Origin of the sequence: Streptomyces sp. Ag82_O1-12, assembly GCF_900182715.1 — a bacterium.
Taxonomy (GTDB): Bacteria; Actinomycetota; Actinomycetes; order Streptomycetales; family Streptomycetaceae; genus Streptomyces; species Streptomyces massasporeus.
In genome coordinates, this window is record NZ_FXUW01000001.1 from 8,363,040 (window position 1) to 8,387,808 (window position 24,769).

Here is a 24,769-nt window from a genome sequence, read left to right on the forward strand (position 1 = left end):
ATCTGGCCTGGAGGGAAGCCGCCGCCATGCGTCAGAGTCGCTATCCCTCCGACACCAGCGCGGAATGGGCTCTGATCGAACCCCTGTTGCCGGAGCCGGCCTGCGAAACCAGCCGCGGCGGCCGACCGGAGAAGCATCCACGGCGGGAGATCGTCGATGCGATCCGGTACGTGGTCGACACAGGCTGCAAATGGCGGGCCCTGCCTGCAGATTTCCCTCCATGGAGGACGGTTTGGGGATTCATGGCCCGCTGGGCCGCAGCCGGGGTGATCGGACAAATACGCGACCACCTGTCCGGCCGGATCCGCCGCGAGATGGGCAGAGGCCCCCGAGCGGTCGCCACCGTGATCGACTCCCAGAGCGTCAGGGCCGCCGAGACCGTGTCCAAGGCCACCCGTGGCTACGACGCGGGCAAGAAAATCAACGGTCGCAAGCGCCACCTGGTCGTCGACATCCGCGGCCTGCCCCTCATGGTCATGGTCACCCCCGCCGACCTCCACGACGCCGCCGCAAAAGAAGTCCTCTTCCGCCTCCGCCTGATGCACCCCGAGATCACCATCGTCTGGGCCGACTCCGCCTACGCCGGCAAGCTCGTCGACTGGGCGAAACAGCACCTCAACCTCACGATCAAGCCGGTCAGCCGCCCCAAGGACGCCTCCGGCTTCGTCGTGCTGCCCCGCCGCTGGGTCGTGGAACGCTCGCTCGCGTGGATGATGCACGCCCGCCGCCACGCGAGGGACTACGAACGGCTCATCCAACACTCCGAGATCTTGATCACCTGGGCCGCCATCACCCTCATGACCAGGCGCCTCGCACGGAAAGGCGCAACCCCAGCTGGCCGAGGAAACCGGCGCCCACCAGCTGATCACCCACCCCGTCTACGCGCAGCCGGGCTGCTCGGACAACCATTGCGTTGCCGCGTCCAGGACGGGATCTTTGCTTCCTCCGCGCCTGAGGTTGTCGACGACTGGCTGGTCAGGCGGTATGGGGCTGTCGTATGCGCGCCCCGTGCGGTCGGCGTCCTTCACCTCTGTCAGGTTGAGGATCGCCCCGTCGGACAGTCGATGCTGTACGTTGCCAGTGGGGACCCCTGCGGTGTCCTCGCCGAAGGAGCGCGTATCAGGGCGCCCGCGGAAGGCCACGGTCACCGCCTCCCCGGAACTGCCAGTGGAACGGCTGGTGAGCACCGCAACAGGGGCGGATCCGCTACCTACGGGAGGACTTGTTCCCCAGCCGGTGGAATCACCGTCCAGACGAGGGCTGCCCTTCGCAATGGACCACACCGTCTTCTTGCCGTCCGCATCGACGAATGATCCGACATCGCCGTCACCAAGGATCGGTCCCACGACGGCAAGCATCGGCCACATGTTGCCACCGAGGTTGCGGCGCAGGTCGATCACCCAGCCGCAGGCGTTCGGACGATTAGCCATCGCCACCGCATTTCGCCCCTCCCGCACGTACTGCTGATAGACCTTCTCAGATCCCAGGACGCCGGGGAGCGACAGAAACCCCAGGCGGCCAGCTAACGCCCGCCCTTCCACAGGGTTGCGGATCTGCTCGTCCCCGAACGTCTCTTTCGCCCTCTTCGGGTCGTGGAAGCCGCTGTGCCCATCTCCCAAACTGCCCAGGGCCGCCTCAATGGCCCGATAGGTATCGCCAGGACGCTGCGCGTTGCCGGCTTCGGTGAAGGCTGTTCGCCGTACCTCATCCCAGTCGACATCGTCGCGGCGAAGTGCCTTGTCCTCCATGAGGTCCAACGCGGTGGACAGGTAGGACCGGGCCTTGTCAGACATTGCCGGGCCAGGGGGCGACGCCTCCCTTCCCGAGCACCCGGCCCCGACAGCGAGTACACACACCCACCCAGCAGCCCTTAAATGCAGCAAACGCCCCCGAACCATGTGTCCTCCCAGTCAGCCAAACCAGTCGATCTATTGGTGACCCTAACTTCCGATGATCAACGCACGGCCGACCCCGGTTCAGAAACACGCACTTACTGGCTCTAACAAAAGCGCGTGATCATGTGACTGTCGGCCTGATCGCTCGTTGATGCGGGCATGGGGAAGCGTCAGTCGCGGCCGTGGATCGTGTCGGACGAACTGTGGTCGTTGATCGAGCCGTTGCTGCCCGAGCCACCGCCGAAGCAGGTCGAGGGACGGCCGCGGGTGCCTGACCGGCAGGCACTGTGCGGCATCCTGTTCGTCCTGCACACCGGCATTCAGTGGGAGTACTTGCCCCAGGAGCTGGGCTTCGGCTCGGGCATGACCTGCTGGCGGCGCCTGGCGGCCTGGAACGAGGCAGGTGTCTGGGACGAGCTGCACCAGCTGCTGCTGAACAAGCTGCGGTCGAAGAACCAGCTGGACTGGTCGCGGGCGGTGATCGACTCCTCGCATGTCAGAGCGGCTCGGCGGGGCCCAAAAGCGGACCCAGCCCGGTCGACCGTGCACGGCCGGGCAGCAAGCACCACATCCTCACCGACGGCCAGGGCATCCCGCTCGCGGTGTCGCTGACCGGCGGCAACCGCAACGACGTCACCCAGCTCCTGCCTCTGCTCGACAAGATCCCAGCGGTCGCGGGAGTCGTCGGCCGGCCCCGACGCCGCCCGGACATGCTCTTCGCCGACCGCGGCTACGACCACGACAAGTACCGCCGGCTCCTTCGCGAGCGGGGCATCCGGCCGGTGATCGCCGAACGAGGCCAGCCTCACGGCACCGGCCTGGGGACCTTCCGGTGGGTCGTCGAGCGGACGATCTCCTGGCTGCACGGCTTCCGCCGCCTGCGCATCCGCTGGGAACGACGCGACGACATCCACGAGGCCTTCCTCGGGCTTGCCGTCTGCCTGATCACCCACCGACACGTCCAAAGGCTTTGTTAGGACCAGTTAGGCCGGGGGCAGCAGCCCGGAGTCGGCGTAGAACCGCAACGCGCTGGAGGTCAGACCACTGCGCTGGGCAAAGACCCCCATGGGCATCAGCTCAGAATTCGGCACTTCGCCATCATTGAGCTTCAACCAACTCGAAGGTCAACATCGACGTAGGGCGTCACCCACGTCATGGCCGGCAACAACCAGCCCTCGGCGGATGGCTGTGTATTCCGGGTCGACCCGCCGCACATGGTCCGTGCCCGGAGGTTCAGGGCTGTGATACCGACATCCTTCGCCGCCACGGGGAGCGGGAAGGACGATGGGTGTGGAGGACCAGCAGCGCCAGGGCGCCGGTCGCCGCCGACCAGGTGAGGGAGAGCAGGCCGTGGGACCAGGGGACGTCGGGGCTGAGAGCTGAGCTCAGCGCCAGCTGGTTCACGCCGTACAGAGGAAGAGCCGACACCCCTGCCACATCCATGAGTGTGTTGAAGACGGGATTCTGCAGGCCGGTGTCGACCAGGCTGAGCATGATGATGAGGAAGAATCCCTCCAGCTCGCCCCGGACCAGGGAGCCGAGCAGAAGGCCGATGCTGCCGTAGGCGAGTCCGGCACCTGCGAGGGCCAGCGCGAGCGGGACCGCGTGGTGTACGGGCAGCGAGATCCACAACAGGATCGTGGTGTAGGAGGCCAGCAGGACGGCGGTGAGGGCGACGGCGGCGAGTTTGGCGAGCAGCATCGGCAGCCGGGGGTAGCCGGCCAGCAGCAGTCGGCGGTCCATCTGCCGGGACAGGAAGGTCTCCGTGAAGGTGATGAAGCCGGCGACCATGGTGACGGCACCGAGCGCGCTGGCCACCTGGCCCACCTGGCCGGCCTGGGCGGAGACGGGGGCGCTGATGGCGTCCAGCCAGACGCGCACCACCCGGTCCGAGGTGCACAGGCGTGCCACGGCGATCCAGATGGGGATGAACGCGACCGCCAGAACCAGGGCCAGCCGGTTACGCAGATGTCCCTTGAGAGTGGACCGTAGCAACTCGGTGAATGCCGCCCAGGACAGCCTCAACGGTTAACCTCCTCGAAGTGCAGACGTCCCTGGCGCAGTTGAGCGATCACATCGAAGTGCTGCACATCGTGCAGCAGGTGCGAAACCACGATGATCGACCGGCCCCGGTCACGCAGGCCGGCGGCCAGCGTCCAGAACCGCTGGTGGGTGTCCCAGTCGAAACCCTGATAGGGCTCGTCCAGGACCAGCACCTGCGGATCGTGCATGAGGGCGATCAGCAGGTTCAGCTTCTGCTGCGTTCCGCCACTGAGCTCACCTACCGGCCGTCGCCGGCAGCCGGTCAGCGCCAGCACTTCCATCAGCTCGCCGGCGCGCTCCAGCGTCGGCAGCCGGTAGGCCATCTGGAACAACCGCAGATGCTGTTCCACGGTGAACCCCTCGTTCAGTACCGCCCGTTGTGGGCAGTAACCCACCGCCCCGGTCCGCGTCACCGTTCCGCTGTCAGGCACGAGTTGTCCCACGGCGATCCGCAGCAGCGTGCTCTTGCCCGCCCCGTTCTCGCCGACGACACCGACCAGTGTTCCGGCGGGTACATCGAGGTCGACGCCGCGCAGAACCTGCCGGCCGCCGTACCCCTTGCAGACTCCGCGGATCCGCAGCGGCGGCCGGTGGCGCGTCGTCGTCACTGCCTGCACATGGGCCCCCTCGATGGATCGGGCAGGTGGCGAGCCGGCGGGCTGCTGCCCGGTGTCCAACGAGTCCGTGCCACCGCCGTAACGGCGGCCTCCCGCTGTCCCGTTGAACAGCCGGACCGCCACTCCACATGATCTGCGTCCCCCGCGCCGACCGTGACGTGAGCCGCGGTCCGCCGTTGTAGGAGGCGATGCCCCCGACACCAATGCGAGACAGGGCCGCTCCCGTGATCGTGATCGGAGCCGGCCCCCACGGCCTGGCCGCAGCCGCGCTGCTGCGCCGCTCCGGAGTACCGGCCGTGGTCCTGGAGCGGTCGGACCGCGTAGGAGCGAGCTGGGCGCGGCGCTATGACCATCTGCGCCTGCACACCCCTCCAGGCGCCTCGAAGCTTCCCGGCCTGTCGGTACCGCGCCAGGCGGGCCCGTGGGTGAGCCGGGACGACTATGTGCGGTACCTGGAGCGCTACGTCGCCCATCACCGGCTCGACGTCCGGGTGACCACCCCGGTGCGACGCGTCGAGCGGGCCGAAGGCGCTTCGGGAGCACAGTGGCTCGTCCACATCCCAGGCGCTACGGTGGCCACCGGTGCGGTCGTGGTGGCCACCGGCCGCTGCCACACCCCGAACACCCCCGACTGGCCCGGGCGTTCGACATTCACCGGCACGCTGCTGCACTCGGCCCACTATCGCTCTCCGGCCCCCTACCGCGGGCGGGACGTCCTGGTGGTCGGCGCGGGTAACAGTGGTACCGAGATCGCCGCCGTCCTGGCCGGGGCCGGAGCCCGACAGGTACGGATCGCGATCCGTACCCCGCCCAACATCCTGCCCCGCTCCAGCGCCCGGTGGCATGCGGTCGGCCGGCTGACGGAGGCCCTCCCGCTCACGTGGCGCGACAGCACCTCGTTGCTCACGCAACGCCTCGCAGTGCCCGACCTGACCTCGTGGGGACTGCCACGACCGCGCTCGGGCCTGTACACCCGCAATATCCACGAAGGGGTCAACCCGGTGCTGGACCACGGCTTCGTGGACGCCGTCCGGTCCGGACGGGTCGAGCCCGTCGCAGCAGTTCAGGCTTTCGACGGCCCCGACGTGCTGCTGGCCGACGGTGCCCGACTGCGACCCGACACGGTCATCGCCGCGACTGGCTACCGGCCCGGACTGCACGACCTGGTCGGGTCCCTGGGCGTACTCGACGAGGCCGGGCAGCCCCTCGCCGTAGGGGCGAGGACCCTGCCGGGAGCCGCACGCCTGTACTTCGCCGGATACACCAATCCCCTGACAGGCGTCCTCCGCCAAGCGGGCATCGACGCACGGGCCATCGCCCACGCGTTCCGCCGCGAGGAGGCACGGGCCCCCTTCCCCGCCCCTCGCGTCGGCGACCGCGCGACCGGCACACGCCCCGAGGGACACCCACCGAGCTGATGCCGCCTCGGAGTCCCGGCCTTCCGGCCGGCACCGGCGCGCGGTGCCGGCAACCGAGCGTGCCGCGAACGCTGCCACGCACCGCGGCGTCCGGATCGCCGTCCTCCCCGGACGCCCCGTCGTATACACGGGTCGACAACACGTATCCACCGGCGGCTGGGGCCGGGTAGCCGGAGCGCAGTGGTGCGCTCCGGCTACCCGATCAGAGGCGCCGACATTGCTGATGCCGTGCCGCTGTCACGGGGAGTGCGTTTGTGTGTCGTCGGCCGGAGCCCGAGGGAAGAGGAGACTCTCCAGAGCGTCCATGGCGAAGAGGAACGCCAGCATCAGAGCAGGCATGAGCAGGGCGAGCAGGATCACAGGACCTCCCGGGGATGGTCGGTCTGTGGAGCCGATGGTGCCGCTTTTCAGGATGAGGCCGAATGGCGTAGTGCGCATGTCGTGCGCGATGGCGCGGCGGGTGTTACATCCCCGCAGCCGCCGCGCCCGGTGTCCCGCTGCGGGGTCTATGCGGCTCACAAGGCGTTTCCCCAGGTGGACGGGGTGAACTATCAGGCTGTGATGTGGTGAGGCGGAGCTCGCACCCGTACTTCCGCACGCCCCGCCCGTCCGCCCGTCCGCCGGCGGACGGGCGGACGGGCGGGGCGAGCGCAACGAGGACCAGGACCACGTCACCGAACCGACGCGGGCCGCCGCTCACCGCAGCCCGCGCCCGGGAGATCACGGCCGGGCTGCGCGAGGCGATGGACGACGTCCAGCGCTGCGTGGCGGTACTCACCGCCCGCGTCATCGCCGCCAGAGGCACCAAAGGACGCGATGCCTGGCAGGGCAAGGGCTGCTGTGCCCCGACAGCCGCTCCCGCGCCCGCCGCGTCGCGCGACGACGTAGGACGTGCGCGGCTGCCGTCGTCGCGCGACGACGTGGACGTGTGCGGCTGTCGGCCCGGCTGTACCTGCTGTCCATGAACATCGTGTTGCAGGAAGGCCATATGGCCGTGCGACGCGCTGATACTGACCGGGCGGGTGACGGGCGGGCGACGGGCGGGAGCAACGGTGGACTGGACTGTGCCGGGAGGGCTGGCCGCCGGCCTGTTGATCGCGACCGTGACCGCCCCGGTCGGCGTGTCGGGGGCGGTGTTCCTGCTACCGGTTCAGCTGAGCCTCTTCGGCGTGCCCAACCCGGCGGTCACGCCGACCAACCTGCTGTTCAACGTCGTCGCCGGCCCCGGCGCCCTGTGGCGCTACCGCCACGACGGTGCCCTGCGCGGCGGCCTCGCCCGACGGCTGGTGCTGGGCACTCTGCCCGGCGTCGTCGTCGGCGCCGCCATCCGCGTCTTCGCCCTTCCCGGCCCGGACCTCTTCCGGCTCCTGATCGCCATTCTGCTGCTGCCGCTCGGCCTGTGGCTGTGTCTGCGCACCCTCGCCCCGGCGCGTCACCGCTCGCCGCACGCGGGCGAGTTGCCCCCACGTACCCTCACCGGCCTCGCCATGGTGGTCGGAGTGGTCGGCGGCATCTACGGCATCGGCGGCGGCTCCCTGCTCGGCCCGCTCCTCGTCGGACGCGGCCTGCCCGTCGCACTTGTCGCCCCGGCCGCGCTTGCCGCCACCTTCGCCACGTCGCTAGTCGGCGCCGCCGCCTACACGCTGCTGTCGCTCGTGAGCACCGGGGACGTCGCTCCCGACTGGTGGGTCGGGCTGGCCTGCGGCACCGGCGGCCTGATCGGCGGCTACCTTGGCGCACGCCTCCAACCGCACCTACCCGAACGGGCCCTACGGGTCCTGCTCGGCACCCTCGCTGCAGCCGTCGGCGCCGTATACGCAGGTCAGACCCTGACCTGAAGGTCGGGTGGGGCTTCCGTACCTGCCGGATCTGCACCGGGCAACAGGGCACACCGTCCATCTGAGCGTCCTGCGCGACCGCCGGGCAGCACCACCACGACACGCCGGTCCCGCCGAACCCACCACCCCGCCCGCGTTCGGGGCACCACAGCAGGTCTGGGAGGATGGCCGACAGCCATCCGTCCCGGGGCGGGGAACCCGCGGGCGGCGAAGGGTGGGCGGGTACGGGCAGCGGCCCGGCGAGCGGGAGGGCGGAGGTGCGGCACATGCCGGAGTACCCGGAGTACCTTGCCGCGATCGTGTTCGCCGCGGGCGGCGTCGTCAACGCCCTGCTGGCACCGCACCGGTTCTCCACCGCCGTCCTGTTCTGCCTCGCGGTGACCTCTGCCGGACTCGGCGTGGCCGTTCGCAGCGCGGCCGCCCATCCGACCATCGCCACCGTCCTCGCCGTCGCCGCCCTGCTCCTGGCGCTCGCGCTGGGTCTGCTGCTACTGGCCGACGGTGTCCTCCTGGTCCGGCGCTACGGACCGCAGGCAGCCCTGCTGGCGACCTCGGCCGCCGGCTGCGCGGTGCTGGCGGTGCTCGGCCTCGACGCGGTCTTCCACGCGGTCGGCAGCGAGACGCTCGGTGCCCTCATGGTCGCGGTGAACGCGGCCGCGGGATACCTCACTCTGCTCTTCCTCGTCTTCGCCGGCTACGTGTTCGTCCGGGGCCGTAGCACCCCACTGCCGGAAACCACCCATGTCGTCGTCCTGGGCGCCGGGCTCAACGGCGACCGGCCCGGCCCGCTGCTGACCCGCAGGCTGGAGCGCGCCCTCGCGATCGACGCCGCCCGCGCACCGGACACGCCTCCTGTGGTGTTCGTCCTCTCGGGCGGCCAGGGCGACGACGAGGTCCGCTCCGAGGCGGACGCGATGGCCGACCATCTGCGCGGACGCGGAGTGCCCGCCGACCGCATCGTGCGAGAAGACCGCTCCGTCAACACCGGGCAGAACCTCCGCTACAGCGCGGCGCTCGTGGACGCCACCACTCCCGGCCACCGTGCCACGGTGGTCACCAGCGGCTTCCACGTCTACCGCACGACCCTGCTGGCCCGCCGGGTCGGCGTGCCCGTGCACGTCGTGGGCGCGCCGACCTCCCCCGCCTACTGGCTGGCCGCGACGCTGCGCGAATTCGCCGCCGTCCTGTGGCTGGACCGCATCCCCCTGATCGGACTCAGCCTGCTGCTGGCCGTGCCGGTGGCGACGGCGGTATTCGCGCGCTGAAGCGCCGACGCAGACCTTATCCACTCTGTTTCGTCCCGGCACCGCGCAGGAGACGCAGGCCACCGGGCACTCGGCCCCAGCGGCGACTTTGCACGCCGGAGGCGTGCGCCATCCGGAAGTGGCCTCCCGGAGTCAGGCCTTCCTCACATCCCATTTGCCATGGAGCGCGCTCGAAGTCATAGCGTCGAGGATGCAACGGCGCACGAGGCCGTCTGAGCGTCCCGCTCCTCCCGGGATGCCGGGTGACGGCATCTGTGCCTGGATGGACGGGAGGCTTCGTGTCGCCCGAAGGACGATCAAGCGTGCAGGGAAGGCTGGGACACGACATGCGGAAGCGTAGTCTGCGGGAATTGCAGGTATCGGCCATCGGCCTGGGGTGCATGGGCATGTCCGCCTTCTACGGAACCGCCGATGAGGAGGAGGGCGTCGCGACGATACGGCACGCCCTCGACCTCGGGGTGAACTTCCTCGACACCGCGCAGATGTATGGCCCGCTCACCAACGAGTCCCTCGTCGGCGAGGCGATCCGGGGGCGCCGCGACGAGTATGTGATCGCGACGAAGTTCAACTACCGGATGGATGACGCGGTACCGGGCGACATCAGCACGGTCGGCCCGCAGGACGGCTCGGCCGAACACGTCCGCAGCTCCGTCCACGGCTCGCTGAAGCGTCTGGGAACCGACCACATCGACCTGTACTACCAGCACCGGGTCGACCCGAACGTGCCCATCGAGGAGACGGTCGGCGCGCTGGGCGAACTGGTCGCCGAGGGCAAGGTGCGCTACATCGGGCTGAGCGAGGCGAGCGCCCAGACCATCCGGCGTGCGCACGCCGTGCACCCGGTCACGGCCGTGCAGAGCGAGTACTCGCTGTGGTCGCGGGACGTGGAGGCCGAGGTGCTGCCGGCCTGCAGGGAGCTGGGGATCGGCTTCGTACCGTATTCGCCCCTCGGCCGCGGCTTCCTCGCCGGGCGGTTCACCTCGCCGGATGACCTGGACGCCAACGACTGGCGCCGTCAGAACCCGCGCTTTCAGGACGCCAATCTGGAGGCGAACCTGCGGCTGGCGGCGAAGGTGAAGGAGATCGCCGCCGAGAAGGACGTGACGCCGGCTCAGCTGGCCATTGCGTGGGTGCTGGCCCAGGGCGAGGACCTGGTGCCGATCCCGGGCACCAAGCGCCGCACCTACCTGGAGCAGAACGCCGCCGCCGCCGACATCGACCTGACGAAGGACGACCTGGCCCGCATCGACGCGGAGCTGCCCGAGGCGGCAGGTGAGCGGTACGACGAGGCAGGGATGCGGTCCGTCAACCGGTAGGCGGAGGGGGCGCACACCCCGCACGGGGGCTCCGCGGGGAACGCGGCGGGGGCATCGATCTCCTGACCGCCGTAGGAGGCGTCGCTGGTCGCGGTCGCCGCACGCGCCCACTGCAGCAAGGCCGACCAGGACCACGCCCCATGACTCCGGCCGGCGGCCGACGAGCACCCGTGGTTGCGCAGCCGGAACTCAGTTCGGCCGCTCGTACTCGTCGACCGTCCCGTCCCCGTTGTCGTCGAACATGTAGTCGTATGCGTCGCCGTAGCTGTCCCGGTAGCGCATACACATGCCCTGGGCGCGCAGCTCGGGCTCGCCGTCGTAGTACCCGAGGTGGAGGGTGACCCGGATGCCGTCGTCGAGGGTGGCGGCGATGCCGTCGTCGACCTTCTCGACGGTACGGCCGTCTTCGCGCCAGGTGTTGCGAAGGGACGCCAGCGCCGTGCGGTAGTCGTCGTCGCCGGTGAAATCCAGGTCCCAGGCGAAGATTGGCTGGTCCCGGCTGACGCCGGTGTCGTCGAAGCCGAAGTCGTCCACGCAAGAGGAGCTGTCCTGCCGGGAGGCGTACGGCTCCTTGGCGGGTGCCGGGGACAGCGCGCGGTAGACGTCCTCGCCGGCCCGGGTGGTGGCGCGGACATGGTCACGGAAGGCCTCGGTGCTGCGCACGGGCCCGCCCTGTATCGCTTCGCACCCCTTGGCTGTCAGCCCGAAGAACGCCACCAGGGTGACGCCGAGCACGGGGACCATGATCTTGGGCTTCATGCCGTTGATCAAAGCCGCCGCGGCGGGACGCGCGGCAGCGCTCTGCTACTCAGCCGCCTACTCAGTCGGTCTGAGCAGCAGCGCTCAGAGCGGTCGTCGCGGGGACGGACAGCACGGGACGGCAGTAGCGTCAGTAGCGGGGGAGGAGTACGTCCGGGCACAAGGGGCCCGATCACCTGCAGGACGAGGGCGCGGTGGGCGGTGGGCGGTGCCAGTCGGCCGCCGTGAGGTCAGCCGGGTCTGTGGTCCGGCACATTCGGCGGGCCACGCGGTCCGGGTCGGTGTCCCACAGCAGCGCAGTCCAGTCCTCGCTTCCTGTGGCCAGGGTCCGCCCGTCCGGGCTCACGGCGAGGGCGTCGACCGTGCCGGGTTGAGCGCGCGGTACGCCTGCTCGGCGGTGCGGGTGAAGGCCTCGTCGATACCGCCGGTCGCCTCGAAGGCGGCCAGCGTCAAGGCGTTGCCCCGGCGCCGCCGCCATGTCTCGCAGCGCGTGGGAAAGCAGCGGAAGCACCGCCGGCTGTCCTTGGGTCCGGGCCACCAGTACAGCCAGGAGTGCCGACTCCACCATCACGTTGGCCGGGCGGCGGGCCCGCATATGACCTGCCGCAGTTCCTCCGTCGGGGCCCCGGTGTCAGCGTCACCACGAGCCCGTCGGGGTGCTCAGCCTGCCAGGCTGGAACGAGCCCGGCGTGCAGCAAGGACGTCTTACCCGCACCGGAGACACCCACCACGGCGCTGAACCGGCGCCGGCCCACCTGCTCTGACAGCTGCTCGAGCTGCCGCCGGCGGCCGACAGCGTCAAGGAGGAGAAGCCGGTCAGTCGCGCCAACTCCCGGTACGTCGGCCGGCCCGCTTGGCTGCGCAACTCCCGCAGCGCCCCTGCCAGAGCCACCACCGGACCGTGGTCGTCGTCCAGCGGTCTGTGCATGGGGCGGGAAGGGGTGCGGCGTGAGAGGGGACCGGATGAGACGCGCAGCCGACCCGGAGGTCGACCACGCCGACAGGCCGTCAGGTCAGGGGCACAGGCCACTGTCCGAGTTGTAGTAGATGTCGATCGAACCGCTCCAGGTCATGCACAGGCCGGGCTTGGGCAGGTCCTTGTACACCGGGCCGGCGAAGGTCGTGTAGGAGCCGGCGTCCCTGGCCGGGGTGCTGCCGGTCGGCCAGGTGTCCAGGGTGACCTCCATGAACACGCGGGCACCGGGCTTGCTGCGCACCGTGACGGCGCACCACTGCTTGTCCGCGGAACTGTAGGCCACGTAGGTGGTGGCGGCCACCGTGGTCTGCGAGGACTTGACCGGAGTCGAGGTGAAGACCTCGTACCCCGTGCCGCACGCCCCGTTGTAGGCGCCGGCGCCGGCGCCGGCGGTAGCGGCCGAGGCCGGGGCGGTCGCGGCGAGAGTGCCGCCCAGAGCCAGAATGGCAAGGGCGCCAGCGGTGGCTGCCCTGTGGTGGATCGACTTCATGCTGTTCCCCCTGCTGGTGTCATGGCCGGACGGCCACCTCGTTGCCGTCCACGCAGAGTGAGACCGGACAGGCCCACCGACAGTTGTGGGCTTTGTTGTCGCAGGCCTGTCACCGCTGTCACAACGGCCGTTACGGCCACCCACACCCCGGGGCAGGGACGGCACGTGGACCACACCGCAACCACGACAAACCCCCACGGCTACGGCTACGGCTCCGACTCACCCGCCTGGACAGCCGAGAACTCCAAGGGCAACTCCAGTGTCCGGGTACTGTCCGGCGGGCACCAGCTACGCACCCCCGAGCACGCCGCAAGACGGCAGCACCGGCACCGTCCGGCCCGCGTCCGGTGCCTCGGCCAGGGTCTGGACAGCGGCGAAGAACAGAGCATCGCCCGCGAGGATCGCCGTCGGCATCCCCTTGGCCGCCCAGAGCGCGGGCCGGCCGCGGCGCAGCGGATCCTGGTCGATGACGTCGTCGTGGAGCAGGCTGGCGTTGCGGACCAGTGCCACCGCCACAGCCGCCGCCCGCGCGAAGTATGGGTCTGCGCCCACCGCCCGGCACGCCAGCAGGGCAAGGGCCGGGCGCACGCCCTTGCTGACGGGCGGGGCGACGCCGGAGCGGATGGAACAGTTGTCCACGATCGGAATGCGCCGGGTGGAGCAGCGTACGGACGAGTAGCGGGGCCGGGCAGGGCATCCTGTCAGGCCCCGCTGTCGTCGGATCAGCTTGTTCTTTAGCCTCTGTCCGCACTCTGACGTTCCCCGGTTAATGGGGTGATCGTGGCGAGCTGGTCCGACACACTGGTTCGATGCAGCACGATGATGAACAGCCGTTGCCTGGCGGCAACGTCAGTGATGGTGTCGTTCGCGTCGGCGACACCGTTCGCCGTCCGGCCGGACCGTGGACTCCCTCCGTGCATGCCCTGCTTGCCCACCTGAACGAGGTGGGATTCAGCGCGGCGCCTCGCCCACTCGGCATTGACGATCAAGGACGTGAGGTCCTGACCTTCATGCCGGGACATGTGGTCTGGCCCGACCGGTTCTCGCTGATGGAACCCCCTCGACAACTGGCTCGCGTTGCACGCCTCATCCGCGACTTCCACGATGCCGTGCAGGACTTCACGCCCCCGTCCGACGCGCACTGGCAGACCCTGATCCCCATCGAGGGCAGTGACATCATCGCCCACAACGACCTGGCCCCCTGGAACCTCGTGGTCGCAGACGAGTCGCGGTGGGCCCTCATCGACTGGGACGCAGCAGGTCCCGGCTCCCATCTGTGGGATGTCGCATACGCCATTCACGGATTCATCCCGCTGTCCGCACATCCAGACTGGCAGCGCCCGGACGCGGCGGAACGACTGCGAGTCTTCGCCGACGCGTACGGTCTCGATGAGTCCGAACGTCGTCGGTTGGTCCCTCTGCTGGGGCGCCGTACGCGTTCCATGCACGACTTCCTGCGAGACCAGGCAGCCCAAGGTGTCCAACCCTGGGCGAGGCTGTGGGCTGAAGGCCACGGGGACGCCTGGCGAAACGACGCCGAATACATCGAGCAACGCGAAGACCAGTGGGTGCACGCCCTGCTCGCCGGCTGATCTTGTTCCTCATGGTCTGACCTGGTCACGTTCGGCGATGGTGCCGGGCGTCTGGTCGTCTTGCCCACGTCGTAGCGGGTGGCAGGGCGCTGATCCTTCGGGCCGAGCGGGCGTCCGAGGCCGGGCCGGTTGGGTTTCGGTGCACGGGCCGGGCAGACGAGATGTGGGCGGAGGTTCCTGAACCCGCGGCGGACGAGTGCAGGGGTGAGTCGACCGTGCTCGGCCGGCCTCTCCCAGGGGCGGCGGAGGTCTGCGGCCAGCGGGCGGGCGAGGCGGAGTTGAGTGTGGGCGGCCACGAGCAGCCAGGTCCACCGGTCCGCCGCCTCGGGTGTACGGAGTCTTGGACGGGTCCAGCCGAGGGGCTGCTTGAGCGCTGCGTCTTGCCTGGCGGGGTGTCCGCGGCGTACCCAGGTGCTGCCGCACTCCGGGCAGGTGAAGCGGGGCCAGGGGGCCCGCCCGGCAGCGCCGCGAGAAGTGGGTGCGGGCTCGGCACCTACAGTCCCGACCGCCGGCGGGAGCGGTACCCCGAGCCGGTCGGCCGGTGACCGGGCCGGGCCCGCCTCGGTGAGCCGGGCGTCACGTGCAGGGCGGGTTGGGCGTGGGCCGGACACCGCCACAGCCGAGGACTGAAACGGCCGAGCGCGTCCGGCGCGACCGCGCCGCGTCGAAGCCGTGAAGGGGCCTTCTCAGGCACGCAGTTCGATGACCGCGCAACCCCAGGGCGTCCCCGACAGGACATCGCATACGGCGGTCAGCCCTGGATGAACTCGACATCTGTGCCCAGGCCAAGCCTTGGATCGCCTTGCGGGCGGTGCGGCAGACGCGGGAACACTTCGCCCGGCCGTGACCGGGTTGCCGGTTGCCCTGCGGCCTGCGGCCTGCGGCCTGCGGCCTGCGGCCTGCGGCCTGCGGCCTGCGGCCTGCGGCCTGCGGGGACCCACCTGTCCGCGGGGGACAGGCGGGCCCTCGGAGGGGGAACGAGTGTCACGCGGTGGTGCAGGCGGTGCCGTTCAGGGTGAAGCCGGAGGGCTTGGCGAAGGCGCCGCTCGAGGTGCCCTGGAACCCGAAGGTCACCTGACCGCCCGCCGCCACTTCTGCGTTGTGAGCCACATTGCTCGCGCTGACGGCTCCTGATGACCCGGACAGGTTCGCGTTCCAGGCGTTGGTGATCTGCTGACCGGACGGGAGGGTGAACGCGAGCTTCCAGCCACTGACGCGGGAGGAGCCGATGTTGGTGATGGTGACATCGGCGGTGAAACCGCCCTGCCAGGCGTTCGCCCCGTACGCCACCTTGCAGGCCGTGGAACCTCCCGGGGTGCCGGGGTCGCCGGGGTTGCCCGGGCCGGGGCCGCCCGGGTCACTGGAGGAGCCCGTGTTGACGGTGGAGGAGAACGAGTTCACGGCGAGGCCCGCACCGTTCCGCCAGGGCTCGAATCCCGCCTGAACGCTGGTCAGGTACCAGTTGTTCTGCGCGAGCCCCCGTGCGACGGCGTGCCGGGCGAAGTCCATGACGTCGAAGTTCCAGCTGGTGATCGCCGACGGTGCGACGAACGACAGCACGTCGTTCGAGCCGTTGCTGCCGGACCAGACCTGCCACTCGCGCCCGGCCACGTTGGCGGAGCCCACCGGGGAGCCGATGGGCTGGACGCCTCCGACCTTGTTGAACCAGAGCATGATCTCGGTACGGTTCACACCGTCGGTACGGGGCGTGGGGTCGAGCCAGATGTCGTACGAGGCGTTGTACGCCGCGTCGTTCACGTAGGTGTAGGAGATGCTCGAGGGCGCGGACGAGATGGTGCTGAGCTGAGCGGGGAGCTTGGTTCCGGGCGAGCAGTTGGTGTAGTGGCAGCCGTTGTAGACGGACGGGTAGGACTTCGGAGCGCCGTTCGTCGGGACGGAGCCGTCTGCCTGGGTGATCCTGAACCCCGAGTCGGTGGCGGCGATGCACTGGGTGGCACTGGTGCCCCAGCGGTTGTTCTGGACCACGTAGCGGCCCTGGATGGTCGTCGAACCGAACGGTTGGCAGATCGTGGTGTCGGCCTGCGCCACCGAGGATGCGGTCAGGAGCGCGGCGAGCGAGACGAGCGAGGTGAGCAGCGCGCCGAGCAGGCCACGCGCGCTGTGGGCATGGTGGGGTGAAGGACGCATGCGGATCCTCTTCGAGGGAGGGGTGGGGGTAACGGAAGTGCTTCCCGGGAACGTGCGAATGGGAGCGCTCCCAATTCTGGGGATCGGCACGGACTGTAGGGATGCTTCAGGTCCCTGACAAGACTGTCGGCATGAACCTGTCGTCACCGATTCCACAACCGCAGGTCAGGCGAGGGCATCGAGACGCGGCTCGCCAACTTTGAGGCCGTTCCCGGGACTTGGTCGGCGAACGCGCACCGGCGACGGTCCGCCTGATCGGGCGGACCGTCGCCGGTGTCAGGTCGAGTCGCGGACCACCAGCTCCGTACGGAGGATGACGTGACGCCAGGCGACGGCGCCCTCCTCCATCTCCTCCAGGAGGAGCCGGACCATCGCCCGTCCGATCTCCTCGATCGGCTGGCGAACCGTGGTCAGTCGCGGTTCGGTCCGCTGAGCCAGCGGAAAGTCGTCGAAACCGATCACGGCGACATCCTCCGGCACCCGGCGCCCGGCCGCGCGCAGCGCCTCCAGAGCTCCTGCGGCGGTGGTGTCCGACGCGGCGACCACGCCGTCGATGTCCGGATGGCGTTCGATGAGCTCGGCCATGGCGCGGCGTCCGCTCTCCGCCGTGAAGTCGCTCTCGGCGACGCGGGTCCGCTCGCCCTCCAGGCCCGCAGACGCCAGAGCCTCCTGGTAGCCGCGCAGGCGGCACTGGGCGGCGTAAAGGTCGAGCGGCCCGGTGATGGTGGCTATGACCCTGCGGCCCCGTTGCAGAAGATGGGAGACGGCGCTGCGGGCTCCGCCGATGTTGTCCGCGTCGACATAGCTGACGTACTCGTCGCCCGAGCGGCGCCCCAGCAGCACGGTCGGCATCCGGGCCTCGGCGAGCATGTCCGGCAGCGGATCGCCGGCGTGCACGGACATCAGCAGGACACCGTCGACCCGGCCACCGCGGGCGTACTCGAGGAAGCGCTGCCGCTCGGCGTCGGAGCGGACCAAGGTGAGCAGCAGCTGTATTCCGGTGTCCGTCAGCGCGTCCCCGAGCGAGCTGACGATCTCGGAGAAGAACGGCTCGGAGAACTGCCGCCAGTCCGGCTCCGTCATGACCAGGGCGACGGCGTCGGCCCGTCGCCCGGCCAGGGAACGGGCCGCGAGGTTGGGCACGTAGCCCAGTTCCTCGATAGCCCGCTGTACGGTGCGGCGGGTCGACTCCTTCACGCCCGCCGCGTTGTTGATGACGCGGGAGACCGTGCCCCGACCCACCCGAGCCCGGGCGGCCACCTCCTCCAGCGTCGGTGTCCCAGGGCGTCGCCTGCCCATGACCACCTCCCCCACGAGATCACCGATCTTACCGGCCGGAGGCAATCGAGCACATGACTTCGGCAACGGCACCGGGTCAGGCGGTCGCGCCGCGCCCCAGGGTTGGGAGCGCTCCCGCCCTGGTGGGGAGGTATTCGGTCTATCGCTGATGGTCGACGGTGGAACGCGCTTCTCGTGGCTCTGCTGATCACGTTTGCGTGGGGAAACACCGTGCCGTTAGTCGGGTGGCGTGCAGGCGTCGGAAGAGACCGGGACCGGGCGGCCCCTGGGAGGGTGGGGCCGCCCGGCTGGGTGACCCCGTCGCCTTGTGACGGGGTCGCGTACGCGGATCGCCGGCGGGGGCTACTCGAGGAGTTCCGCGTACGAGCCCATGGCCAGGGCGATGTCCGCCTGGGCCCAGAACCGGTGGTAGGTGAAGACGGGCGCGGCGCCGCCCTTGAGGTAGGCCTCGATCTTCGACCAGGCCGGGTCGTTCTTGTAGAAGGACCGGATCGAGGAGAACGTCGAGGACGAGTCGATGGTCTCGCCGTTCGGCATCTTGCCGGTCCAACCGCTCGGCACGTAGAGCTTGTCGTTGAAGCGGCTGTAGTCGGTGCGGGTCTCGGGGACAGCGATGCCGAGGCTGTCCTGGTAGTGGTCCCACATTCCGTCCAGCAGCGCCTTCGCCGTCGACTTCGCCTTCGCGTCACCGGACTTGGCGCCGTAGTACGTCAGGGTCTTGGCGTACGCGGCCGCCACGCCGACGTCGTTGGTGTAGTCGGCGACGGTGACGTGAAGTCCGCTGTTCGCGCCGGGACTTGACGCGTTCCAGGTGTCGGGCTGGCCCGACCACTGGAGGGTGGAGGGAATCTGGTAGGTGCCGTCGGGGTTGATCGTGGTCTTGGACAGCGCCCACTTGACCCACTTGTCGAGGATCGCCTTCGCGGAGGCGTCCCCCGTCTGCTGGTAGTACTCGGCGACGCGCTCCATCGACCATGCCTGGAAGCCGAACCACTGGTTGGACGGCGGGTCGTGGTAGACGGGCTGCTGGTCGTAGTACATGCCGTAGAACGTCGACTTGCCCGAAGGCGGGGTCGCGTAGCGGCCCGCCCAGCTGTTGGTCGAGCCGCCGGCGATCGCGCCCTCGCTCGACTGCAGCCAGCGGTAGAACTCCATCTGCCGCTGGAGTGACTTGCTCCAGTCGGCCACGCCGGTGGAGGACTTGGGCTTCAGGTCGGCGTGGGAGCTGAGCGCGTATGCGGCCAGCGGGTTCTGATAGCCGCTGTGCGCGAAGCTGGATCCGATCCGCCAGGCCCAGCCTCCGCTGGTGTCGGTGGAGCCGCCCCAGGCGTAGTACCAGGACATCAGATAGTGCGAGGCGTCCTTGCCGGTGCCGGCCGGGCAGGCCGAGGGGCCGACGCAGTTGCCGATCTTCTTGAAGTACTTGTCGTACATGGAGTAGCGCAGGTAGTCGCCCATCTTGGCCGCCTTGGCGACCGTGCCCGACACGGCCGAGCCCTTGCCCTGCTGCTTCGCCCACAGGTCCGCCCAGTAGGCGGCCTGCACCGCACGCGCGTCGGCGTCCGGGGCGGTGGTGTACTTCCACTGCTTGGCGTACGACTTGTCCCCGGTGAACAGATCCAGGTAGCCGTTCTTGCCGCCGTACTTGAAGGCGTCGCAGGTCGGCTGCGGCACCGTCTCCCACACCGACTCCTGCGGGCCGCGCTGGAAGGTGTTCATGTACGACGGTCCGGTCTCCGACGGGCCGGCTTCGCACGTGCCGCCCGGGGTGTTGCCGAAGCCGTAGGTGTTGTCGACGTCCTGGATCCAGTGCATGCCGTAGACGTCGTCCGTGTTGTAGGCCGACTTCAGCTCACCGGCGAGCGGGTCCGAACCGGCGGCCACGGACGGGTCGAGCGCCGTCGGATACCGGTCGGGGGTGTCTTCCTCGGGCGCGTAGGTGGCCGGCTTGGAGGCGTTGTAGAAGGAGTTGGTCGGCTGGTCGGCGTGGGTGGGGATCATGTACTTCTCCATGATCTCCCAGGCGCCGTTGAACTTGGTCCAGTCGCCGGTGATCTTCCCGTACATGGCCTGGAGCCACAGGAGGTAGCTGTATGCCTCGGACGTGGTCTCGTGGCCGTGGTCCGGGGCCTCGACGATCAGCGTCTCGACCGAGTGGTAGGGGATGCCCTCGGGGGAGAAGTAGCCGTTGGCCGGGTTGGTGATCTTTCCGTAGAGGTCCAGGAACCGGGCGTCGTATCCCTTGGACGCCGCGATCTGGGTGACCGTCACCGCCGCCTTGCCGTGCCCAGGGGCTGTCGACTCGAAGGTCGCCGCCCCCGTGCCGGAGTTGTCCGCGGCGACGGTCACCTTCTGGGCGGTGCTCCAGTTCGACGGGGTGAAGGTGAGTGACGCGCCGCCCGTGACGGACAGCCCCGAGTTGCCGCCGGTCCGGGAGGTCGTGACGGTCACGTTGGACGACGGCTGGGTCGAGAGCTTCACGTCGTATGTCGCCGTCTTGCCCTGGTGGACGGCGAGTTGCGTGGTCGAGGCCATCACGGCGGGGCCCGAGGCGACCGTGATGCCGACCGGGGTGGACTCCGCCGAGGCGCCCTGGCTGTCGTAGGCCTTCGCCAGCAGGGAATGACTGCCCACGGTCAAGCCAGAAGCGGAGTGCGTGTAGGGCGCGCTGGTGTCCGTGCCCAGCAGCGTGGTGTCGTCGTAGAACTCCACCTTGCTGATCGTCGCGCCGTCCGCGGCCGCGGCGGTCGCCGCGAGCGGCACGGCGTCACCGCGCGAGTAGACCGCACCGGCGGCCGGGCTGGTCAGCACGGTGATCGGCGGCTGGTGGGCGCCGACGCAACGGGTGCCGTTGACCGCGAAGTCGGTCGGCGCGGTGTTGCTGCCGCTGTAGCTGAACTGGGCTCCCGTGGAGACCGCGCCGCCCGCGGCGATGGTGCCGTTGTACGAGGCGTTCTTGACGGTGATGGCCTGCCCGGCCTGGGACCAGCTGCCGTTCCACCCGTTGGCGAGCTTCTGATTGCCCGAGTAGCCGTAGGTCAGAGTCCAGCCGTCGATCGCGGCGGTGCCGCGGTTGGTGAGGGTGAGGTCGACGGTGAAGCCGGAACCCCAGTCGTTGGCCTTGTAGTCGACGCTGCACTGCACGGACGCCGCGTTCGCGGTGGTCGTGCCGGTGGCGAGCATCGACAGGGGAAGGGCGAAGGCGGCGGCGACGGCGGTCCAGAGCCGTCGTGCGGCTCTGCGTTTGCGTCCGGGATCCATGTGCTGTTCCTCCTTGCGTCACGCGGTTCGCGGAGAGGTGCCAAAGCCTGAATCCAGTGGGAGCGCTCCCATCGTGGGGATGAAGGCGGGTGCGGTCAAGATGTTGAGGCGTTCAAAGTTCGAACTGGGCCGGTGGAAGCGAAAGTTTCGCAAGGCCCCTATGAAACCTGGCCGGTTGGCGCTAACTTCCTCTCCACCAGTGGGAGCGGTTCCATCACTCGACGCGTCCGTAGCGGCGCGCCAAGCTGTAAGGACTCGCTCATGCGACACCCCCCGCATTCAGTTCTTTTAGTCAGCGACGGTCCAGTTGCGCTCGTCCCGAGCGTGGTCCTGCCGCTGTTCCCGGCCCGGGGAGCCACGGCCGAGAGCACGGTGGGACACACCGTCATCAGCCGGCGGCACAGCGGCTACCAGGGTCGTGAGCCGATCGACGACCGTGACGCCGTTGCCGGACCTGGACCACGCCGCGTCCGACCGGGCCTCGCCGACCGGCCCCTTCGGACACCACCGCACGGCCGTGCGCACCGCGCCGCGACGAAGGGGTCGCCTCCCTTCGTCGGCCCGGGCGTGACGTGGCCCGACGACCGCGAGCCGCTCCACCCGTGCCGGACCACGAACCCACGGCACTGCTCATACGGTCCGTCGCCGCACTCGGCCTGCGACGGCGCAGTCACCGCCTGAAACGCCGGGCATCGCGAGCATCCGCGCGCCCTCCATCCGCAAGGCCCCTCGAGAGAAGGAAGCCCGCACTCATGAGTCACACCAGGACATCCCTGCTCGCCGCCATGGCGCTGGTCGCCGGGACGACGGGGACGGCGTTGCTCGTCGGCCAGGCCGGCGCAGCCACCTCGGCCGTGCCCTGCACCGTCGACTACAAGGTGCAGAGCCAGTGGGACACCGGCTTCACCGCCGCCGTGACCATCACCAACAACGCGGCCGCCAAGTCGGGTTGGACGGTGAAGTGGTCGTACGCCGGCAACCAGAAGGTCACCAACGGCTGGAACGGGAAGGTCAGCCAGAACGGCGCGGACGTCACCGTCGCCAACGAGGGCTACAACGGCAGCCTCGCGAGCGGCGGCTCGGTCAGCTTCGGCTTCAACGGCACCTACAGCGGCACCAACAGCGTGCCCGCCACGTTCACGCTCGACGGCGTCACCTGCAACGTCGACGGCGGCGGCCCCACTGACCCGGGACCGACCGACCCGGGACCGACCGACCCCGGCACCCCGTCCGGCAAGGCCAACAACCCCTACACTGGCGCCAAGGTCTACGTGAACCCCGAGTGGTCCGCCAAGGCCGCCGCCGAGCCGGGTGGCAGCAAGATCGCCAACCAGCCCACCGCCGTCTGGCTCGACAGGATCGCCGCCATCAACGGCGTCAAGGGCGGCATGGGGCTGCGCGCCCACCTCGACGAGGCACTGAAGCAGAAGGGCTCGGGGGAGCTCGTCGTCCAGCTGGTCATCTACGACCTGCCCGGCCGCGACTGCGCCGCCCTCGCCTCCAACGGCGAGCTCGGGCCCAACGATCTCGACAAGTACAAGTCCCAGTACATCGACCCCATTGTGTCGATCCTGTCCGAATCCAAGTACGCGGGCCTGCGGATCGCCACCGTCATCGAGCCCGACTCGCTGCCCAACCTGGTCACCAACGCGGGTGGCACCCCCACCACCACCGACGCCTGCGTGACCATGAAGGGCAACGGCAACTACGAGAAGGGCGTCAGCTACGCCCTGGACAAGCTGGGCGCCATCCCCAACGTCTACAACTACATCGACGCCGCCCACCACGGCTGGCTCGGCTGGGACAGCAACCTCGGCCCCGCGGTGCAGCAGTTCCACAAGGTGGCGACGACGAACGGCGCGAGCGTGAAGGACGTGGCCGGCTTCATCGTCAACACCGCGAACTACAGCCCCACCAAGGAGCCGCACTACAAGGTCACCGACACGGTGGGCGGTCAGACCATACGTCAGTCGAAGTGGGTGGACTGGAACCAGTACGTGGACGAGCAGTCCTTCGCCCAGGCGATGCGCGACAAACTCGTCGCGGCCGGGTTCGACTCGGGGCTCGGCATGCTGATCGACACCTCGCGCAACGGCTGGGGCGGCTCCGCCCGGCCCAGCGGCCCCGGGCCGCAGACCACCGTCGACGGCTACGTCGACGGCAGCCGCATCGACCGGCGCATCCACGCCGGAAACTGGTGCAACCAGAGCGGCGCGGGCATCGGCGAACGGCCGACCGCGGCTCCGGCCGCCGGCATCGACGCCTATGTGTGGGTCAAGCCGCCGGGGGAGTCGGACGGCAACAGCGCTCCCATCCCGAACGACGAGGGCAAGGGCTTCGACCGGATGTGCGACCCGACGTACGGCGGCAACCCGCGCAACGGCAACAACCCCACGGGCTCCTTGCCGAACTCGCCGCTGGCCGGGCAGTGGTTCTCCGCCCAGTTCCAGCAGCTGGTGCGGAACGCCTACCCGCCGCTGTCATGACGCGCTGACACGGTGAGTGTGCCGGGGTCGGTCCCGCTCGGCAGGGCTGAAGGACTGATCCCGGCGGTTCCCGCGGCGGTGCCGACGACCTGCTGTGCGTGAGGTGGGCCGGGTCACCGAGTCACGTCCGTGGACTGTCTCGGCGACTCGGCGTCTGACAACGGCGGTCCCAGTCTCGGGCAGTGGGCCTCGCGCCGATGGTCGGCGGCTTCTTGCTCTCCCCCGTTGGCGCAATGGAGCCGGAAGTCACTCGCCCAGTTCGTCATGCGCCCCCGTCTGGAGGAAGTTGCGTACGAGGGCCCAGGCGCGATCGACGGTCAGGACGAAGTCGCCACTGAACGCAGCCAGGTCGTCCATGATCGGGACGTCGACGACAGTGGGACGGCAGCACGTGGAAGTGGGCCGACCGCGGCACCGCGACCGGACGCGTCCTCGAGCGCCCCGGCGAGGTACTCACCGTGCAGGACAACACCAACGCCGCTCAGCGCCCCTACGCCCTCCTGATCACCAATGTCTTCACCCTGCTCGCACTCGGCCACCTCACCCGCCTCCTGGACCCCGCACCCTGTCGAATACCCGGAGTGACAGGGGCAGCACGGGTGAACGCCACCTGCTCCCTCTAGCCCACCCCCGGAGGCGACTGGCTATGGAACTGCTGGGAGACAACTCAGCGGTCGGCTCGTCATCATGTGAGACGCCGCGCGATGCACGGGGAGGCTTTCTTGGCGTGGTGCGAAGTGGAGCGTTCCGGGCGGATGGCGGTGCATGGCTCCTTGTATTCCATCCGTGCGTGCTGTTGATGGGCTGGCAGGTGGTCACGCCTTGTGGGATTGAGGTGTGGCTGGGGCCGGTGGTTGGAGGTGCAGGTTCCGCTGCGTCACCGGACCCCAGCTATGAGGTTCTGTGCCCGGGAACGTGTTGCTTACACCGTTTGCCCGGGGAGATGTCATGAGGCCGGGCATGCCTGTGGGCCCCGGGTGTTCCCGAGGCCCACAGGCTGGTGGCTGTGTGGTGGGTTACCAGCGATACCAGCGGCCCTTACGGCCGCCTGTGTCCGCGCTGCGCAGTACGAAGCCAAGCAGCCAGACGACCAGCACGATGACGGCGATCCACCACAGTGCCTTCAGCGCGAAGCCCGCACCGAAGAGGATCAGAGCCAGAAGCAGGACGAGAAGCAGGGGAACCATAGTTATCAACCTCCGTCGCTCCTTGTGCCCGGCGATTCGAAGAACACGCGGCCGATCTGCCTGGTTTCTTCACCCTTCTTGCGGGAACTGGGCTCAGTTTCGTCACCCACGTCCGCCTCCCGGCCGCCAGGCGTGTGCCCGTCCGCGCCTTTTCCGTCGCACAGCGCAGACCGCGAGAT

General features: G+C 69.4%; 21 protein-coding genes and 4 pseudogenes. 10 read left to right on the plus strand and 15 right to left on the minus strand.

Annotated features, from left to right (window positions below; genetic code table 11):
* Nucleotides 1-26 precede the first annotated feature (26 nt).
* Nucleotides 27-831: pseudogene (locus tag QOL88_RS38185) on the plus strand (IS5 family transposase); the annotation flags it as partial.
* 47 nt (nucleotides 832-878) lie between these two features.
* Here QOL88_RS38185 and QOL88_RS38190 read toward each other — a convergent pair.
* The gene (locus QOL88_RS38190; protein ID WP_097223386.1) at nucleotides 879-1,793 is read right to left on the minus strand and encodes a S41 family peptidase; all 915 of its coding nucleotides are present in this window, start codon (nucleotides 1,791-1,793) and stop codon (nucleotides 879-881) included.
* Nucleotides 1,794-2,054: 261 nt separating this feature from the next.
* Between QOL88_RS38190 and QOL88_RS38195 the strand changes: the two genes are divergently transcribed.
* Nucleotides 2,055-2,872, plus strand: a protein-coding gene (locus tag QOL88_RS38195; RefSeq protein WP_373559334.1) for an IS5 family transposase whose coding sequence is annotated in 2 segments (ribosomal slippage) — nucleotides 2,055-2,406 and nucleotides 2,406-2,872 — 819 coding nt in all. Because the reading frame shifts where the segments join, the coding sequence is not laid out codon by codon here.
* A 9-nt stretch (nucleotides 2,873-2,881) separates the two neighbouring features.
* Here the strand turns inward: QOL88_RS38195 and QOL88_RS38200 are convergent.
* From QOL88_RS38200 to QOL88_RS38210, 3 genes and pseudogenes are all read right to left on the minus strand, one after another.
* Nucleotides 2,882-2,986: pseudogene (locus QOL88_RS38200) on the minus strand (MerR family DNA-binding transcriptional regulator); the annotation flags it as partial.
* Between the two features lie 142 nt (nucleotides 2,987-3,128).
* Entirely contained in the window at nucleotides 3,129-3,920 is a 792-nt protein-coding gene (locus QOL88_RS38205) for a hypothetical protein (protein WP_097222746.1), read from the minus strand.
* Complete coding sequence (locus QOL88_RS38210) at nucleotides 3,917-4,546, minus strand: ABC transporter ATP-binding protein (protein WP_257028111.1); 630 nt, start codon at nucleotides 4,544-4,546, stop codon at nucleotides 3,917-3,919. Before QOL88_RS38210 ends, QOL88_RS38205 begins: the two co-directional genes overlap by 4 nt.
* Before the next feature lie 212 nt (nucleotides 4,547-4,758).
* Between QOL88_RS38210 and QOL88_RS38215 the strand changes: the two genes are divergently transcribed.
* The 5 genes and pseudogenes from QOL88_RS38215 (at nucleotide 4,759) to QOL88_RS38235 (ending at nucleotide 10,392) form a co-directional block, all read left to right on the plus strand.
* The gene (locus QOL88_RS38215; RefSeq protein ID WP_373559364.1) at nucleotides 4,759-5,973 is read left to right on the plus strand and encodes a flavin-containing monooxygenase; all 1,215 of its coding nucleotides are present in this window, start codon (nucleotides 4,759-4,761) and stop codon (nucleotides 5,971-5,973) included.
* Nucleotides 5,974-6,746: 773 nt separating this feature from the next.
* Nucleotides 6,747-6,938: pseudogene (locus QOL88_RS39070) on the plus strand (cation transporter); the annotation flags it as partial.
* An 87-nt stretch (nucleotides 6,939-7,025) separates the two neighbouring features.
* On the plus strand, nucleotides 7,026-7,811 hold the full coding sequence (locus QOL88_RS38225) for a sulfite exporter TauE/SafE family protein (RefSeq protein ID WP_097222748.1): 786 nt from the start codon (nucleotides 7,026-7,028) through the stop codon (nucleotides 7,809-7,811).
* Between the two features lie 266 nt (nucleotides 7,812-8,077).
* Nucleotides 8,078-9,076, plus strand: coding sequence for a YdcF family protein (locus tag QOL88_RS38230; RefSeq protein WP_143668918.1), 999 nt, complete (start codon nucleotides 8,078-8,080; stop codon nucleotides 9,074-9,076).
* A 326-nt stretch (nucleotides 9,077-9,402) separates the two neighbouring features.
* The gene (locus QOL88_RS38235; protein ID WP_097222750.1) at nucleotides 9,403-10,392 is read left to right on the plus strand and encodes an aldo/keto reductase; all 990 of its coding nucleotides are present in this window, start codon (nucleotides 9,403-9,405) and stop codon (nucleotides 10,390-10,392) included.
* Between the two features lie 189 nt (nucleotides 10,393-10,581).
* On the opposite strand, the gene QOL88_RS38240 is transcribed toward QOL88_RS38235, so the two are convergent.
* The 6 genes from QOL88_RS38240 to QOL88_RS38250 form a co-directional block, all read right to left on the minus strand.
* Complete coding sequence (locus QOL88_RS38240; RefSeq protein WP_097222751.1) at nucleotides 10,582-11,151, minus strand: hypothetical protein; 570 nt, start codon at nucleotides 11,149-11,151, stop codon at nucleotides 10,582-10,584.
* A 172-nt stretch (nucleotides 11,152-11,323) separates the two neighbouring features.
* Nucleotides 11,324-11,497, minus strand: coding sequence for a hypothetical protein (locus tag QOL88_RS38710; protein ID WP_349362275.1), 174 nt, complete (start codon nucleotides 11,495-11,497; stop codon nucleotides 11,324-11,326).
* Entirely contained in the window at nucleotides 11,494-11,604 is a 111-nt protein-coding gene (locus QOL88_RS38715; protein WP_349362276.1) for a hypothetical protein, read from the minus strand. The genes QOL88_RS38710 and QOL88_RS38715 overlap by 4 nt, the downstream gene beginning before the upstream one ends.
* On the minus strand, nucleotides 11,601-12,155 hold the full coding sequence (locus QOL88_RS39075; protein ID WP_373559365.1) for an nSTAND1 domain-containing NTPase: 555 nt from the start codon (nucleotides 12,153-12,155) through the stop codon (nucleotides 11,601-11,603). The genes QOL88_RS38715 and QOL88_RS39075 overlap by 4 nt, the downstream gene beginning before the upstream one ends.
* A gap of 9 nt (nucleotides 12,156-12,164) precedes the next feature.
* Nucleotides 12,165-12,617, minus strand: coding sequence for a hypothetical protein (locus QOL88_RS38245; RefSeq protein WP_097222752.1), 453 nt, complete (start codon nucleotides 12,615-12,617; stop codon nucleotides 12,165-12,167).
* A 288-nt stretch (nucleotides 12,618-12,905) separates the two neighbouring features.
* On the minus strand, nucleotides 12,906-13,256 hold the full coding sequence (locus QOL88_RS38250; protein ID WP_257028020.1) for a polyprenyl synthetase family protein: 351 nt from the start codon (nucleotides 13,254-13,256) through the stop codon (nucleotides 12,906-12,908).
* Between the two features lie 170 nt (nucleotides 13,257-13,426).
* Here QOL88_RS38250 and QOL88_RS38255 point away from each other — a divergent pair, with 170 nt between their 5' ends.
* Nucleotides 13,427-14,209 carry a phosphotransferase enzyme family protein gene (locus QOL88_RS38255; protein WP_097222754.1) on the plus strand — a complete coding sequence of 261 codons (783 nt, stop codon included), beginning with the start codon at nucleotides 13,427-13,429 and terminating at the stop codon, nucleotides 14,207-14,209.
* Nucleotides 14,210-14,218: 9 nt separating this feature from the next.
* Here the strand turns inward: QOL88_RS38255 and QOL88_RS38260 are convergent.
* The 4 genes and pseudogenes from QOL88_RS38260 to QOL88_RS38275 all read right to left on the minus strand — a co-directional run.
* Nucleotides 14,219-14,580 (minus strand): annotated as a pseudogene (locus tag QOL88_RS38260) (NF041680 family putative transposase); the annotation flags it as partial.
* 613 nt (nucleotides 14,581-15,193) lie between these two features.
* Nucleotides 15,194-16,357, minus strand: coding sequence for a GH12 family glycosyl hydrolase domain-containing protein (locus QOL88_RS38265; RefSeq protein WP_097222755.1), 1,164 nt, complete (start codon nucleotides 16,355-16,357; stop codon nucleotides 15,194-15,196).
* Between the two features lie 276 nt (nucleotides 16,358-16,633).
* Nucleotides 16,634-17,656, minus strand: a complete 1,023-nt coding sequence (locus QOL88_RS38270) for a LacI family DNA-binding transcriptional regulator (RefSeq protein WP_097222756.1) — start codon at nucleotides 17,654-17,656, stop codon at nucleotides 16,634-16,636.
* Between the two features lie 342 nt (nucleotides 17,657-17,998).
* A complete protein-coding gene (locus QOL88_RS38275; RefSeq protein WP_097222757.1) occupies nucleotides 17,999-20,917 on the minus strand; it encodes a glycoside hydrolase family 48 protein in 2,919 nt (972 codons plus the stop codon).
* Between the two features lie 752 nt (nucleotides 20,918-21,669).
* On the opposite strand from QOL88_RS38275, the gene QOL88_RS38280 reads away from it, so the two are divergent.
* Entirely contained in the window at nucleotides 21,670-23,403 is a 1,734-nt protein-coding gene (locus tag QOL88_RS38280; protein ID WP_097222759.1) for a glycoside hydrolase family 6 protein, read from the plus strand.
* Between the two features lie 458 nt (nucleotides 23,404-23,861).
* Nucleotides 23,862-24,026, plus strand: a complete 165-nt coding sequence (locus QOL88_RS38285) for a hypothetical protein (RefSeq protein ID WP_179879081.1) — start codon at nucleotides 23,862-23,864, stop codon at nucleotides 24,024-24,026.
* A gap of 393 nt (nucleotides 24,027-24,419) precedes the next feature.
* On the opposite strand, the gene QOL88_RS38290 is transcribed toward QOL88_RS38285, so the two are convergent.
* Nucleotides 24,420-24,590: a hypothetical protein gene (locus tag QOL88_RS38290; protein WP_031106884.1), complete on the minus strand. Its 171-nt coding sequence runs from the start codon at nucleotides 24,588-24,590 to the stop codon at nucleotides 24,420-24,422.
* Nucleotides 24,591-24,769 lie beyond the last annotated feature (179 nt).